Genomic DNA, 14,936 nt, shown 5'->3' with positions numbered 1-14,936 from the left:
GTCTAATTGACGCGGGCGACTTTACCGCTCAGGCATTCGCCTTTTCTATCGGTCAATTTGCTTTTTCTATCAGAAAAACAATGCGGTCCTGGCTGCGCTCGGTGATTTCGACCTTGTCGCCGGTCTCGCGGATGAGGTTCGGGATATCGATCACCGACAGCGGATCGGTGCAGAGCACTTCCAGCCTGTCGCCGGGCGGCAGCGTCTTCAGCGCCTTGCGCGTCTTCAGCGCCGGCAGCGGACATTTCAGGCCGGCGAGATCGAGTTTTGTAGTGCTCATGCATCGACCATGGCGAAGCGAGCCTGCATCGTCAACTTAGGTCTGTAGGGTGGGCAAAGCGAAGCATGCCCACTATTTTCATTCGAGCCTAGAGAGATGCGTGGTGGGCACGGCGCAAACGCGCCTTTGCCCGCCCTACGGCCCTACATCAGACCTGCATAGGACAGGAACCCAACCGTCTGGCCGGGCTCGACCAGCGTCACCTGTTCGCCGAGTTCGACCAAGCCGTCGGTATCGACCAGCGACGACAACAGACCCGCGCCCTCGCGCGGAAACTTCACCGCTTCGAGCGCGCCGTCGGAGGCCTTCCGCAAGCTGACGCGGACATATTCGCGGCGCGAGATCTTTTTCTTGTAGCCGAAGGCGGCGCGAACCGGCATCGGCAGCAGCGGCTCCGGCCGCGCGCCCGATAGCGCCAGAATGGTCGGCCGCACCACGTGAACGAAGGTGACAAAACTCGCCACCGGATTGCCGGGCAATCCGATGAACGGGGTGCCGTTGATGATGCCCATCGCGACGGGGCGTCCCGGCTTGATCGCCATCCGCCACAGCACCAGCCGGCCGACACTTTCGACGCTCGCCTTGACGTGATCCTCCTCGCCGGTCGAAACGCCGCCGGTGGTGAGGATCAGATCATGATTGCCGGCAACCTCCTGCAGCGCGCGCGCCAGCGAGGTGCGATCATCCCTGATGATGCCGAGATCGCTGACCTCGCAGCCGAGCCGCGACAGCATCGCCATCAGCATGAAGCGGTTGGAATCGAACAATTGCGCCGCGGCGCGCGCTTCGCCGGGCGAAGCGATCTCGTTGCCGGTGGAGAATACGGCGACGCGCAGGCGCCTGACGACATCGAGCCCGGTCAGGCCGAAGGCCGCGGCAAGCGCGACATCCTGCGGCCGCAGCCGCTGGCCGGCCTGCAGCGCCGCAAAGCCCTTGGCGATGTCCTCACCCGCGGGACGCACATTGGCGCCGGGCTTGAGGCCCGCGGGAAGCACGACCTTGTCGCCGTCGACGCGCACGTCCTCCTGCATGAACACGGTATCGGCGCCTTCAGGCATCGGCGCGCCGGTGAAGATGCGCATTGCATGCCCCGGCTTGAGCGGCGCAGATGCAGCGCTGCCCGCCTGGACGCGGCCGGTAACGACAAACGCCTGCTCGTCCTTCTGCGGCAAGTCACGGCTCGAAACCGCATAGCCATCGACGGCGGAATTGGTGAAGGGCGGCAGCGGCAGCGGCGCCAAAATTTCGTGCGCGAGAATGCGGCCATCGGCGCGGGCGAGCGCGACCCTCTCGACATCCACCACCGGGGTCACGCGCGTGGCAATGAGACCCACGGCCTCATCGACCGACATCATCGGGCCGCCGAAGGCAAAGCAATCGTCGGACAACTGCGCCATGTGCCTGATCAGCCCTCAGCTTCGCATTTCGCCAGCAGGTCTTCGAGCGAGATTGCGGACCGCAACATCATCGCCGCCACGGCCTCGATATCGTCGAGATGGGCAGTCGGCAGCCTGGTTTCAACCGCCGTATCGGTGGCGATGCCGACAATGCCGGGATCGTCGGGGAACAGCAGCGGCTTCTCATTCGCGGCGCGATGGACCTCGATCTTGCGATGCGGCTCGCGCTTGAAGCCCTCGACGACGACGAGATCGACCTCCGACATCTTCGCCAGCAGTTCCGGCAGTCGCGGCTCATGCGCGCCGCGCAGCTCATGCATCAGGGCCCAGCGCCGGCCGGACGACACCAGAACTTCGGCCGCGCCGGCCTCGCGGTGCCGCCAGGAATCCTTGCCGGGCACGTCGACATCGAAGGCATGATGGGCGTGCTTGATCACGGAGACGCGCAGCCCCTGTTTTGAAAATTGCGGAATCGCCCGCGTCAGCAAGGTGGTCTTGCCGGCGCCGCTCCATCCCGCGAGGCCTATTACCTTCATTGCGTTCTCCCGGCGGCCCCCACCGTCATTGCGAGGAGCGAAGCGACGAAGCAATCCACGCTTCATTCGCGGCACTATGGATTGCTTCCGCCTTCGCTCGGTGAGCTACGGCGGACAAGTCGCTTCGCTCGCAATGACGGCTGGTGGCCGCATTGTTCATCTCCGGAAATGCTTTATATCGGCTGGAAGCCCTTGTCATGCTAACCTGCGTCCTATGATGAAGATGGAAAAAGCCCCCGCCCCCCTGATCGTGCCGAATCCCGAGGATCCGCGGCTGACGGAGCGCGTCGCCGGGACCGACCAGACGGGCGCTGCGGTCGAGATCCGGGTGCCGGTGGAGCGGCCGCTGACGCTGTACCTGAACGCGCAGGAGATCGTCACCATGATGACGATCGGCGACTACCCGGAGTATCTGGCGCTAGGCTACCTCCTGAACCAGAACATGCTGAAATACGACGACGTCGTCACCGAGGTCGAATATCACGACGACCTGCAGGTGGTCGTGGTGCGCACCGAGCACCATACCAATTTCGAGGCCAAGCTGAAAAAGCGCACGCAGACTTCAGGCTGCGCGCAGGGCACCGCGTTCGGCGACCTGCTCGAAGCCGTGGAAAGCGTTGCACTGCCGAAGGCGGAACTACGCACCTCCTGGCTCTACGAGATGACGCGTGCCATCAACACCATGCCCTCTCTCTATCTGGAGGCCGGCGCGATCCATGGCTGCGTGCTGTGCAAGGAAGGCACGCCCGTCTGCTACACCGAGGATGTCGGCCGCCACAACGCGGTCGACAAGATCGCGGGCTGGATCTATCGCCACGGCGTCGATCCCGCCGACAAGATCCTCTACACCACCGGCCGCCTCACCTCGGAAATGGTGATCAAGACGGTGCGGATGGGCATTCCCATTCTGGTCTCGCGCTCGGGCTTCACGGCCTGGGGTGTCGAGCTGGCGCGGCAGGTCGGACTGACGCTGGTCGGCCGTACGCGCGGAAAGCGCTTCATTGCGCTGTCGGGACAGGAGCGGATCGTGTTCGACCAGAACCTCGACTATGTCGAGGAGGAATCCGCGCGGCACAAGCGCAAGGGCGAAAGCGATGACTGACATTCCCGGCGTGCTGCTCGCCGGCGGCCTGGCGCGGCGAATGGGCGGCGGCGACAAGCCGATGCGCACGATCGCCGGCCGCACCATCCTCGATCGCGTCATTACGCGGCTTGCGCCGCAATGCGACGGATTGATCCTCAATGCCAACGGCGATCCCGCGCGCTTTGCCGCGTTTGGGCTGCCCGTGATCGCCGACGGCGTCGCCGATTTCCCCGGCCCTCTCGCCGGCATCCTGGCAGCGCTCGACTGGATGGCGGCGAACCGGCCTGACGTGGCGCTGGTATTGAGCGCAGCGGCGGACTGTCCGTTCCTGCCGCGCGATCTGGCCTCGCGCCTGCATCAGGCGCTAATTGATGAAAATGCTGAGCTCGCGGTCGCCGCTTCCGGCGGCCAGTCGCATCCGGTCATCGGATTATGGAGTATCGCCTTGCGCGACGAGCTGCGCCATGCGCTTGTCGTCGAGGACATCAGGAAGATCGACCGCTGGACCGCGCGCTACAAGCTCGCCACCGTATCCTGGCCGACCGAGCCACTCGATCCCTTCTTCAATGCAAACACGGTGGATGATATCGCGGAAGCCGAACGGCTGGCAGCGCTGGACGCGGCGCCGGAGGCCTGAGAAGAACCAGGATTTCGGAAATTCCGTCAGGGTGCCAACCAGATCACCGCGAATGTAATCAGGCCGCACAGGCCCCAGGCGGTGGCTAATTTCGGCAACCGACCGATGGCGACGAGGAACCACGCCGGCAGAAAGAATATTCCGAAGATCGCACTAAGCAGAAGAACAGCTATCAGATGAAACCCGCCGTCACCGCCAGGGGGCGGGTAGAGCACATGGAAGGTATAGATCCAGAACACTGTGCCGGCGGCGGCGACGAGGGCCGCGATCGTGCGGAAACTCAGGCGGTCGAACAGCGTCATGGGATCATTCCGCGCGATCGACCGCATCGCCTGACGCCGTGTCGCGCTCCTTTCGACCTGCTTGGTCGCGGCGCGTACCTGTCGGGTTCATCGCGGTACGACCTGCGGCGCGCCACGGCAGCGGGAGCGGCACTCTGCCGACCTGAACCTGATCACGGACGGTTGCGACTACCGTCCATGTCCCGCAGGCTCGAGAGTTGCCGATGAGCGAGATCGTATGGGGTATTTTGGCCTTCTTCCTCAGGGCGGTCGATTTTGTCCTGAATATTGGGGTGTTCGTTTCGCGGCTGCGCGAGCTTGCCAGAGTGTGGACGGGTAGCGACAAGATCGTCGAGGTGCCGGCGACGGTAAAAATCCTGACGCCGGCGGCACAGCGCGCCCTCGCCGAAGCCGAACGGCGTAACCACTTCCTTTACCTGCCTCGAAGATAGCGCGGCATTCTACGCCACCAGCGGAACCGTCCAGGCATCGTAGCCATACACCCAGTCGGTATCGGTCTTTCCGCTGAGCCAGGTGTTGGCGCGCGAGGTCGATTGAATACGTTCCGTCCGCGCCTTGCGCGTCGCCTCGAAGCGACGAAACGCATTCGCGACGCCTTCCCGTTCCACGCCATCGAGACAGCGCGAGAGAACGGCGGCGTCCTCGATCGCCATCGCTGCGCCTTGCGCCATGTAGGGCGTCATCGGATGGCAGGCATCGCCGAGCAGCGTGACGTTGCGATCCGTCCATCGCTCCAGCGAATGGCGATCGACGATCGCCCATTTGTGCACGTCTGGACATGCCGCCAGCACCTTCTCGACCTGGCTATGGAAGCCGACAAAGGCCTTCCGCAATTCGACGACATCGCCCTTCGCCGACCATGACTCGATCCGGAACTCCGGCTCCGGCTGGCTGGTAACGAGATAGATCTCGCTGCGGTCCGGCTTGACGTAGTAGATGACGATGTGACGGTCCTCGCCCCACCATTTGGTGCAGTCGTCGATTTTTGCTCCTCCCAGCAGCGTGGCGGGATAGGTCGTGCGATAGGCGATGCGCCCGGTAAAGCTGACCGGCGACGCTCCGAACAGAATGTCCCTTACCAGCGAATGAATGCCGTCGGCGCCGATCACGGCGTCGGCCGTCGCGGTCGCACCATTGGCAAAGGCGAGCCGGACGCCCTCGGCAGCCTCATCAAGGCCGATCAGCTTGTGATTGAGCTTGACGCATTGATCAGGAACGGCGCTGGCGAGCGCCGCATGCAGATCGCCGCGATGCGCCAGGAGATAGGGCGCGCCAAACTTTTGTTCGGCGCTCTCGCCGAAGATCATGTCGAACTTGACGTCGCCGGTGCGCCAGTCGCGGTTGTTCCAGGAGCGCGGATAGAAGGATTGTGCGCGCAACCGTCCTTCAAGCCCAAGTTCGCGCAGCACCTTCATGGCGTTGCAGCCGATCTGGATGCCGGCCCCGATCCGCGCGAACTGCGTCGCCTGCTCGTAGACGGTGACATCGATGCCGACCCGCCGCAGCGCTGCGGCAGTCGCAAGCCCGCCCATGCCGGCGCCAATAATCGCAATTGATAGCGGTGTTGCCATTTCCCATCCCTGCCCCGAGCCGCTTCTGTTGGCGGCTTCTTACACTTCGCGAGCGCGTCAGGCCGGCCGGAAGCCCGCCTGCTCCAGTGCCGCGCGGCCCGCCTCCGACGCCAGCGCGTCGAGAAACGCCTGCACCGCCGGCCTCTGCTTGCGCGCCGTCACCAGCGCGAAGTCATAATGCTCTTCGGCAAAGGGAATGAAACCCAGATTTGATGCATGCGCGACCGGCGCAATGGTCATGCCCCAATCGGCGCGGTGCTGCGCAACGGCCGCCGCCACCGCATTATGCGAGCGCGGCTGATTCCAGTAGCCGTCGGGGCGCGCACCGCCGAGCAGCCGGTCGATCAGGATGCGCGTGCCGGCGCCCTGGTTTCGATTGACCATGATGCAGGTGGGATCGGCGAGCGCGGCGCGCACCGCATCTTCCGCGTCCAAGCCCTCGAAGCGCCGGTCGCCCTTGCGGAACACGATGCCCTGCATGCGACGCCAGCCCGGCACCAGTTCGAGACCCTCGGCAAGATAGGGCGTGTTGTAGGTTTCAGTCTTCTCGTCGAACAAATGGATCGGCGCAAAATCGCACTCGCCGCGTTTCGCCGCCGCGAGCCCGCCGAGGCTGCCGACGGCGATCGAGCGCACGACGAGCCCGGCATGCGCCAGCGGCGCGGTGACGAGATCGAGCCCGGTGCAATGGCTGCCGACGATGACAAGATCGGGCACCCGCACATGCGGCGTGAACAGCGTGACCTCGGCCTCGCAGCCCGCCGGCATCTGGTCGGCGAGCGCATCGATGCGCAGAAACCCGTCGGCTTGCGCAAACGAGGTGATAGCACCGGAGCCCTTGCCCGTAGGATACGCAATCAGCCCATCCGCCCCTTCGACCAGCGACACCATGACGAATTCGGTGCGGCCGAGTTCTGACGCGATCCGCACCGGCACGCGCGCATTGACCTTGGCGTCTGAACGCGGCGGCAGGCCCGCCATCCGTCGCAGCACCGGCACGATCATGTCGTGGAAGGTGAACATCGCCGAGGTCGGAAATCCCGGCAGGATGATCACCGGCTTGCCGTCGCACACTGCGAGGCACAGCGGCTTGCCGGGCTTCAGCGCCACGCCATGAGCGATGATGCCGGGCTTGCCGAGCCGGCCGATGATGCGGTGCGACACGTCGCCCGCGCCTTTCGAAGTGCCGCCCGACAGCACGAGCATGTCGCTGCTCGCGAGTGCCTCACGCATCACGGATTCGAGCTGCGCTTCGTCGTCCGGGATCGCGCCGAGAAAACGAGCCTCACCGCCGTTTTCCGAAATCGCGGCCGTCACGATCGCACCATTGGTGTCATAGATCGCAGCCGGCCGCAGCGACTGGCCGGGCTGCACCAGCTCGTCGCCGGTCGAAATGATGGCGACGCGGGGAGCCCGCGCGACGGTCACTTCCGCGATTCCGCAGGCCGCCAGCATGCCGATCTCGCGCGAGCCGATGACGGTGCCGGCGCGCAGCAGCGCTTCGCCGCGGGCGATGTCGGAGCCGGCATAGGACACGAATTGTCCGGGCGAAGCGGCGCGGCGGATTTCGATCGCGCGATGTCCCGCCGGCTGCGTATGCTCGACCATGACGACGGCGTCCGCTCCGCGCGGCACCGGACCGCCGGTCGCGATCGGCGTGGCCGTTCCCGACAATACCGGCCGCGTCGGCGCAGTGCCGCAGGCGATCATCTCGTCGTTCAGCATCACGCGCACCGGTGAAGCCTCACCGGCGGTCGCGAGATCGGCGGAACGCACCGCAAAACCATCGACGTTGGAGCGATCGAACGGCGGCACGTCGATCGGCGCGGTGACGTCTTCGGCGAGCGCGCAGCCGAGCGCGTCAGCAAGCAGGCGCTTCTCTCCCGGTACCATCAGCGGGAACAACGCGGCTTCGAACCGCGCCAGCGCATCCTCGCGCGACAGGATCGTCAGGAACTGATCCTGCTCGTTACTGTCGCGATCTCTCGGCGAGGGCGTGTTGGTCATTCCCGAACCCATATCATTCCCGCAACATATAGGCATCGACCGGCGCACCGGCCGCAAATCCTTCCGAGCCGCCTGATACCACGAGCCAGGCTTCAGCACGGGCGATCGCATCCAGCGACAATTCGCCCACGGCAAGCGTGCTCCATCTATCCTGCTGCCGCTCCAGCAACACGATCTCGGCGATGCCGACGCTGGATGCAATCTTGCGCGCCAGCGGCAAATTGACCGTCTTGCGCGAGCGACGCCCCGAGAGGCGATCGAGCACAGGAAGCGCCAGCGTCCACCATGCCGCAAGGGCCTGATCCGGCGCGCCCGGCAGCGCGATGACGGGCATCTTGCCGATGCGCCCGACGGCCGAGGTGCGGCCGGGCTGCAGCGCAATGCCGTGGGCAAGAACTTCGCCACGCGCAGCCAATGCGGTCACGGCCGCGTCGGTGCGCCCGACGCCGGAGCCACCGACGATCAGGAGCAGATCGCTTGCGCCGTCATCCAGTGCCGCTGCAATCGAACCGGCATCGCGGCCTACGGCGGTCGACGACACGACGTCGGCACCCGCGGTCCGCGCGCTCTCGGCGATCAGCTCTGCCGTCGCGCTGCCACCGCGAACATTGACGATGCGGAGCCGCGGACGGCGAACGTCCAAGCGCTCCAATCCGGCAGCGCGCGCGATCAGAAGATGACGCGGCAGCACGCGCCGCCCGGCCTCCACGACAAAACTGCCCGCGGCGATATCGCCGCCGGCCCGGCGCACGCCCTGCCCCGGGATCGCCTCCGCCTGCACCTGTGGCAGCGGACCTGATACATCGACGGAATCGGAATCGAGCACGCAGTCGCAACCATCGGGAATCGCATCGCCGGCCTCGACCCAGATCGGCGGCGCCGACAACGGTAACGGCGAATAGGAGGACGCACCAACGAGATCGCGCGCGCCGAATGCATAACCGTCCACCGCCGCGACGTCGCGCGGCGGATGTGCCCGAAGCGGCGGCATCTCGGCGGCGATGCAACACAGCGCCTCGGCAAGCGTAAGTTCTGCCGGCGCGACAGGCTCCACGCCCTGCAGCAGGGCGTCGAGCGCTCTATCGAGCGGCGTAAGCGTGGTCGGCAGGCGCTGGCGCGAGGTCATGGTTCGCCTATGCCCTGAATCGGGCCGGAAATAAACAGAACCGGATACCGCTCGCTGACGAGCCGCTCCATTTAGCCACGTTGACGCCGGCGCAAAATAGTTGCAAATGAGACCAATTGGCGGGGCAACCGCCTGAAGACACAAACGGCCAACGCGCCGATTCCAGGGAGAAAACAGGGATGTTCGCCAGGAACCTATCCAGGCTTACCGTGCTTGCGGCCGCGATGCTGGCATCGACCGCCGCGCTCGCGCAAATTTCCGACGATGTGGTCAAGATCGGCGTCCTCACTGACATGAACGGCCCCGCGGCGACGCCGACCGGCCAGGGTTCAGTCACCGCCGCGCAGATGGCGATCGACGATTTCGGCGGCAAGGTGCTGGGCAAGCCGATCAGCATCATCGTCGGCGACCACCAGCTCAAGCCAGACATCGGCGGCGGCATCGCCCGGCGCTGGTACGATGTCGATCAGGTCGACCTGATCGCCGACGTGCCGGTATCGGCGGTGGGGCTTGCGGTGCAAGGCATCGCCAATGAGAAGAAGAAGCTGTTCATCACGCATTCGACCCTGACCGCGGATTTCCACGGCAAATCCTGTTCGCCCTACGCGATGCAGTGGGTGATCGACACCCGTTCGCTCGCGGTCGGCACCGCGCAGGCGGTGGTCAAGCGCGGCGGCGATAGCTGGTTCTTCATCACGGACGACTACGCCTTTGGCCACTCGCTGGAACGCGACGCTTCGAGCGTCGTCACCGCCAATGGCGGCAAGGTACTGGGATCGGTGCGCCCGCCGCTCGCCACGCCTGACCTGTCTTCCTTCGTGCTGCAGGCGCAGGCGTCCAAGGCCAAGATCATCGGCATCGCGGCCGGTCCGCCGAACAACATGAACGAGATCAAGACCGCCGCGGAGTTCGGCGTGCTGAAGGGCGGTCAGCAGATGGCGGCCTTGCTCGCGCTGATCACCGACATCCATTCGCTTGGGTTACCGGCAGCCCAAGGCCTGTTGCTGACTACGTCGTTCTACTGGGACATGGACGACAAGACCCGCGAATGGTCAAAGCGCTATTTCGCCAAGATGAACCGGATGCCGACGATGTGGCAGGCCGGCGTCTATTCCTCGGTCATGAGCTATCTCAATGCCATCAAGGAAACCGGCACCGACGAACCGCTGAAAGTGGCGGCGAAGATGCGCGAAAAGCCGATCGAGGATTTCTTCTCCCGCAACGGCAGACTGCGCGAGGACAATCTGATGGTGCACGACCTCTGGCTGGTGCAGGTCAAGAAGCCCGAGGAATCGAAATATCCGTGGGACTATTATCAGATCCTCGCCAAGATCCCGGGCGACGAAGCGTTCGGCCCGCCGGACCCGGCGTGTGCGATGGCGAGGAAATGAGGTAAGCGAATGGCGAGTAGCGGAAGCGATTCGCCACTCGCCATTCGCTATTTCACTACCCCCGCCTCCCGAAAATACTTCATCACCCCCGGATGAATCAGCGCCACATTCGGGGCGGCGGCAACGGTGTTCGCCGCCGTGGTCTCACAGGCCTGCGGCAGCTTCTTGCACAGTGCGGCCTCCTGCCCATGCAAGGTACGCGCGAGGCGATAGGCGACGTCATCGGGCAGGCTTTCGCGCGCCAGCACAAAACTCCATGAGCCGATGGAATCGATCGCTGCCGGCTGGTTCGGATAGCTGTTGGCCGGGACAGTCAATGGCTTGAGGAAGGTGTGCTTGGCGCGGACGCGCGCGATCTCGCCGGCGTCGGGTGCGATGAACCGCGCGCCGCCGGGGGCCTGCGCCATCGCGGCAAAGCCCGGCCAGCCGATGCCGGCGCCCCACAGCGCGGCGGCGCGGCCGTCCTGCACCATGGCCGGACCGTCGCCGGCGCGATCGAGATAGATCGACTTGAAATCCTCGTCCTGCTTCAGCCCGATGCCGTCGAGGATATAGCGCGACAGGATCGGCAGGCCCGAACCCCTGGCGCCGAAGGCGACCGGCTGACCGACCAGATCCTTGATCGTCTTGTAGGGGCTGTCCGCCCGCACCACGAACATGCCGGGACTGGAATACATCGCGGTCAGGATTTTCAGCTTCGTCGCGGCCCTCCCGATGCCCATGAAGGCTTCGTAAGCGGGCTCCCCCGCGATCAGCGCGATATCGAGCTGATCGGATTCCAGCAGCGGAATGTTCTCGTTGGAGCCTTTGGTATTGCGCGGCTCGATCGCGAGCGCCGGATCGGCAGCGTTCATGACTTCCGCAAAGGCATTGCCGTAAACCGGGAAGCCGCCGCCCGGCGTCGCGGTCCCGAGGCTGATACTGGTCTTGGTAATGGCCTTGTCTCCGTCCTGCGCCATGGCGGCGCCGGCAAACAGGAGCAGGCCGGCACAGGCGATCCCAGCGAGTTTCATCGTTGGCCTCAAGCGTTCCATGACGAATGATGCAATGGAGGTTGTAGGCAAGCACACAGCCCGATGAAAGCCCGTTCTTGGCCCCCAACCCGCCATTGCCGTATCGCTGTCATGCCTGTAAACGATGGCGGCACCGTTGCCGGCCGCCCTCCCGCGGCCGCTCCGCGGCGGGGCCTGTAGCTCAATGGTTAGAGCCGGCCGCTCATAACGGTCTGGTTGCAGGTTCGAGTCCTGCCGGGCCCACCAGCGATATCAATTGCTTAATCAGGGGTTATTTCGCCGCAGCGGGATCACCGCACCAGAAACCGCACCAGATACGTGCGCCTTTCGTTCGTGGCCAGTCTCACGCATCGCGATTTTCTCGACTGCGTCCGACAAATAATCGGGATGATGGTGGCCGTAGGTGTTGAGTAGCACCTCCAGCGACATCCCAAGGTAACCAGCGGCCTGCCATGGGTCTGCTCCCTTCTGCATAAGCCAGGTCGCTGCTGTGTGTCGCAACGTGTGAGGTGATATTCCTGGACCCAGCCCCGCGAGCCTAACCGCGCTCTTGAACGCCGTCTTGACTGAACTAACTGGCTTGCCATTGAACTCGACGAAATGCTTCGCCTCTGGGTCGATCCGATGCCAACGCCGCAGATGCGCAAGTAACCGCTGAGGGATCGGAACCGTAGGTTGGCGCTTATTAGTTTTCGCAGCACCTTGTTGAAGGCGGTAGTACCGCCCCCGCTCGAGGTCGACATAAGACCGACCGAGCGCCGGAATGGGCGATGCGGCAGCGATGGCTCCCGCGCGCGTTCCACTATAGATTCCCAGCAAGATGAAGCGAGCAAGATGCCGGAGTGGACGCTTGGCTGTAGGAGCCTTCATGTCGTCGATCAGCCGGCGCGACCTTTTTTGCAACTCGCGATATCGCCAGCAAGTCCAGATCAGTTTGGCTGCATCACTACGCGTCAACCATTTGTCACGCGGCTCACCCTTTTCCGGCAGCGAGACCTTAACGATTTCGCGGTGATAGCCTTCCGCGGCATGATGGCCGACGGCGGCGCGTAGATCCTCCAAATCTCGCCTAGCGCCGCCTCGGTTACGCCGTTTCCTTCTGTAAGCGCGACACGCCTCACCGCTCACCTCACCGAGCATTTTTGCGCCCCACCACGCATTCAATCGCTCGATGCGCTTCTTGAATTTTCGTATGGCGGCAACGGTGTCTTCACTTTCGCTGTCAACTTTGAAGCGATCACGAAGCTTTTCTAACTGCGCATCCAAGTAGATCGAGAGAACGTCCGCGATCGGGATATCGTCAATATGCCGCACTCGCCGTTTCGGCGTGTACTTGGAGGCGATGTATTCCTCTAACTTCTTCTCCGCGGCCGCAATCTCATCTGCAGTGCAGCCTGTGCTGACGTCCCGACCATTGTCTCGGATGATCCAGGTTGCTTGGTGTGTGATCTTTCCACCTTTGCCACGGCGGGCGGCCTTAAGCTGGAGCCTGGCTCCCTTGCTTCGTCGCGGCATAACTCTCGCATCCGTTCAATGTGCGCCAGCGTCGTGAATTCCTTGCCGGCAATTTTTTCAATAATCAATCGGCTACGATCGCGCTCACGGCGCAAACCGGCGACCGTCATCCCGCCCATAGGAAATGCGATTTTCACGGCATCAGCAAGGCGAAGCGGAGTGTTAGGTGTAATTTCAGGTTGCGTTCGATCTATCATCGAAGCTTTCGAAATTTCGGATGACCGATCGCCATCCTGGCAGGGGCCGCCGCGAAATAAAGCCGACAACCGCTCTTGTCGGGCTTCAGAGCATCCAATCGCAGAATTGAGTGGGTTCGCGTAAAAAAGCGCAGAGGCGGCAGAGCAGTCCCCTAGGGAATCGAAGACCCATGTTTCGGCCTTGAGAGAGCCAAATAATGGCTCCGCCTCTGTCCGCCATTGTCCGCTGCTGTCCAATTATTTCAATAAATTCAATATCCATAATCCGCTATTGTCCGCCGACGTGCACCGTCTTTTATTCGACGGATATTCGACGTACAAGTGCGGGAAACGTTATTAAGGCACTCCCCGAATGTCGAAGTCACTCACCGAGGCTCAGGTCACGACGGCTAATGCGCGCTCCAGGCTCGAGCTTGGCGTGCATTGGCGTCGCCTCGATGCGGAAGCGCATCTGGGCTATCGCAAAGGAAAACAGAGCGGCGTTTGGTTTGTCCGCTGGCGTAATCACCACAAAGGCGGCAACTACAAGCAGGTGCCAGTCGGCGTCGCCAACGACATCAATGATAAGCCCGCCGCCGGGATTCTGACCTTCGAACAGGCCGTGAGAACGGCGCGGGAGGCCGTAGCTCGAGCCAGAACAGAAGCCGCATCGCAGGCGGCGGGCCCGGCTCCTACCGTACGATCGGCCGTTGAATCGTACGTCAGGGAACGCGACGCTCGAGAAAAGCGCCGAACAGGCCGCGACGTCCGATCCGATGCCAGTACCAAGCTGCGGCGCTACGTTCTTGGTCAAGACAAGCGTGGCAATCAGGAAGCTGCGGAAGCTGCTCCTCTTGCATCGGTGTATCTGCATGCCTTGAAAGGAGATGACTTGATAACGTGGCGGGAGGGTTTGCCGGAGGACCTAAAGGTCACGACCAAGCAGCGGTTCGTGAATGACCTCAAGGCGGCACTAAATGCCGCGTGGCCGCGACTTTCCGCAGATCGAAAGAAGCTAAACCCGACGTTCCTCGCCATTGTGAAGGCCGGCTTCAAAGCCGAGCGGATCGATGATGATGATGCTGTGTCGGTTGCTCGGGATAACCAGATTCTCACGGATGACGTGGTTGGCGCCATCCTTCAAGCTGCGCGTGAAGTCGATCACGAGCAAGGATTTGATGGCGATCTATATCGGATCGTCGTATGTCTCGCCGCGACCGGCGCGCGGTATGCCCAGGTCAGGCGAATGCGCGTTGGCGACGTACAGGTTTCAGCACGGCGTCTAATGGTACCGGGCTCCTACAAGGGGCGCGGCGGCAATAGCGGCTCAGGCCCGGTCCCGGTGGGCGACGATGTGATTGAGGTGCTTTCGCCCGCAATCATCGGGCGGCCAAGCGATGCACCTCTTTTCGAGCGATGGATCCATGAACAGCAGTCGGGAGGTATCGCGTGGAAGAAGTCTGAACGCGGCCGTGGAAAAGAGGCGAACTTGCACGTCCTTGGAAGGCCATTCGCGAGCGCGCGGGTATGCCGGAGGTGATCCCCTATGCTTTGCGGCACTCGAGCATCGTACGCGGCCTCCGAAAGGGCTTGCCTATCCAACAGGTCGCCAAATTGCACAACACCTCAGTCAAAATGATCGAGCGGCACTACGCGAAATACATTGCGACCGCTTTGGAAGACCTCGCAAGGGCGGCAGTCGTGTCCCTGGTGCCGCGGAGTGATGGAAACGTGGTGCCGATGGGAAAACGCGCGTAAGGGATCATCCTGCGGTCTTGATCGAATCCATTCGTTTGATGGCGACGGTAGCCCCTTGCACTAGCAGTGGGTTTGCCTTGCGAGCTATCGCTCGAGACTGCGCTCCTGGCCGCATACGATTGGGGCACGCGCTGCTTATGATG

Annotated in this window: 13 protein-coding genes, 1 tRNA gene and 1 pseudogene; 6 read left to right on the top strand and 9 right to left on the bottom strand. The window is 63.3% G+C overall.

Going from position 1 to position 14,936, the window contains the following annotated elements:
- Positions 1-52: 52 nt before the first annotated feature.
- The 3 genes from LMTR21_RS07195 to mobB all read right to left on the bottom strand — a co-directional run bounded on the left by LMTR21_RS07195 (position 53) and on the right by mobB (position 2,213).
- Positions 53-280 carry a sulfurtransferase TusA family protein gene (locus LMTR21_RS07195; protein WP_065752767.1) on the bottom strand — a complete coding sequence of 76 codons (228 nt, stop codon included), beginning with the start codon at positions 278-280 and terminating at the stop codon, positions 53-55.
- A gap of 143 nt (positions 281-423) precedes the next feature.
- A complete protein-coding gene (locus LMTR21_RS07190; RefSeq protein ID WP_065752766.1) occupies positions 424-1,677 on the bottom strand; it encodes a molybdopterin molybdotransferase MoeA in 1,254 nt (417 codons plus the stop codon).
- Between the two features lie 8 nt (positions 1,678-1,685).
- On the bottom strand, positions 1,686-2,213 hold the full coding sequence (mobB, locus tag LMTR21_RS07185; protein WP_065752765.1) for a molybdopterin-guanine dinucleotide biosynthesis protein B: 528 nt from the start codon (positions 2,211-2,213) through the stop codon (positions 1,686-1,688).
- A 214-nt stretch (positions 2,214-2,427) separates the two neighbouring features.
- Here mobB and LMTR21_RS07180 point away from each other — a divergent pair, with 214 nt between their 5' ends.
- Together LMTR21_RS07180 and mobA are read left to right on the top strand one after the other, a co-directional pair.
- The gene (locus LMTR21_RS07180; protein ID WP_065752764.1) at positions 2,428-3,315 is read left to right on the top strand and encodes a formate dehydrogenase accessory sulfurtransferase FdhD; all 888 of its coding nucleotides are present in this window, start codon (positions 2,428-2,430) and stop codon (positions 3,313-3,315) included.
- Positions 3,308-3,934, top strand: coding sequence for a molybdenum cofactor guanylyltransferase MobA (gene mobA / locus LMTR21_RS07175; RefSeq protein WP_065752763.1), 627 nt, complete (start codon positions 3,308-3,310; stop codon positions 3,932-3,934). Before LMTR21_RS07180 ends, mobA begins: the two co-directional genes overlap by 8 nt.
- 26 nt (positions 3,935-3,960) lie before the next feature.
- On the opposite strand, the gene LMTR21_RS07170 is transcribed toward mobA, so the two are convergent.
- On the bottom strand, positions 3,961-4,236 hold the full coding sequence (locus tag LMTR21_RS07170; RefSeq protein ID WP_246175383.1) for a hypothetical protein: 276 nt from the start codon (positions 4,234-4,236) through the stop codon (positions 3,961-3,963).
- Between the two features lie 203 nt (positions 4,237-4,439).
- Here LMTR21_RS07170 and LMTR21_RS07165 point away from each other — a divergent pair, with 203 nt between their 5' ends.
- Complete coding sequence (locus LMTR21_RS07165) at positions 4,440-4,667, top strand: hypothetical protein (protein ID WP_065752761.1); 228 nt, start codon at positions 4,440-4,442, stop codon at positions 4,665-4,667.
- Positions 4,668-4,676: 9 nt separating this feature from the next.
- On the opposite strand, the gene LMTR21_RS07160 is transcribed toward LMTR21_RS07165, so the two are convergent.
- From LMTR21_RS07160 to LMTR21_RS07150, 3 genes are read right to left on the bottom strand one after another with little or no spacing between them, the layout of a single operon-like run.
- On the bottom strand, positions 4,677-5,807 hold the full coding sequence (locus LMTR21_RS07160) for an FAD-dependent monooxygenase (protein ID WP_065752760.1): 1,131 nt from the start codon (positions 5,805-5,807) through the stop codon (positions 4,677-4,679).
- A gap of 57 nt (positions 5,808-5,864) precedes the next feature.
- On the bottom strand, positions 5,865-7,826 hold the full coding sequence (locus LMTR21_RS07155) for a molybdopterin biosynthesis protein (protein WP_141688277.1): 1,962 nt from the start codon (positions 7,824-7,826) through the stop codon (positions 5,865-5,867).
- 1 nt (position 7,827) lies between these two features.
- Entirely contained in the window at positions 7,828-8,940 is a 1,113-nt protein-coding gene (locus LMTR21_RS07150) for a molybdopterin-binding protein (protein ID WP_065752759.1), read from the bottom strand.
- Between the two features lie 179 nt (positions 8,941-9,119).
- Between LMTR21_RS07150 and LMTR21_RS07145 the strand changes: the two genes are divergently transcribed.
- Entirely contained in the window at positions 9,120-10,331 is a 1,212-nt protein-coding gene (locus LMTR21_RS07145) for an ABC transporter substrate-binding protein (RefSeq protein WP_065752758.1), read from the top strand.
- 47 nt (positions 10,332-10,378) lie between these two features.
- Here the strand turns inward: LMTR21_RS07145 and LMTR21_RS07140 are convergent, their stop codons facing one another.
- Complete coding sequence (locus tag LMTR21_RS07140; protein ID WP_065752757.1) at positions 10,379-11,344, bottom strand: TAXI family TRAP transporter solute-binding subunit; 966 nt, start codon at positions 11,342-11,344, stop codon at positions 10,379-10,381.
- Between the two features lie 170 nt (positions 11,345-11,514).
- On the opposite strand from LMTR21_RS07140, the gene LMTR21_RS07135 reads away from it, so the two are divergent.
- Positions 11,515-11,590, top strand: a tRNA-Ile gene (locus LMTR21_RS07135).
- A gap of 18 nt (positions 11,591-11,608) precedes the next feature.
- Here LMTR21_RS07135 and LMTR21_RS07130 read toward each other — a convergent pair.
- Positions 11,609-12,859: a tyrosine-type recombinase/integrase gene (locus tag LMTR21_RS07130; protein WP_065752756.1), complete on the bottom strand. Its 1,251-nt coding sequence runs from the start codon at positions 12,857-12,859 to the stop codon at positions 11,609-11,611.
- A 549-nt stretch (positions 12,860-13,408) separates the two neighbouring features.
- Between LMTR21_RS07130 and LMTR21_RS07120 the strand changes: the two are divergent.
- Positions 13,409-14,793: pseudogene (locus tag LMTR21_RS07120) on the top strand (tyrosine-type recombinase/integrase).
- Positions 14,794-14,936 lie beyond the last annotated feature (143 nt).

The organism is Bradyrhizobium paxllaeri (assembly GCF_001693515.2).
Classification (GTDB): Bacteria; Pseudomonadota; Alphaproteobacteria; order Rhizobiales; family Xanthobacteraceae; genus Bradyrhizobium; species Bradyrhizobium paxllaeri.
Note: the sequence above shows the minus strand (reverse complement) of the source record. Positions and strands in the feature narration are given on the sequence as shown.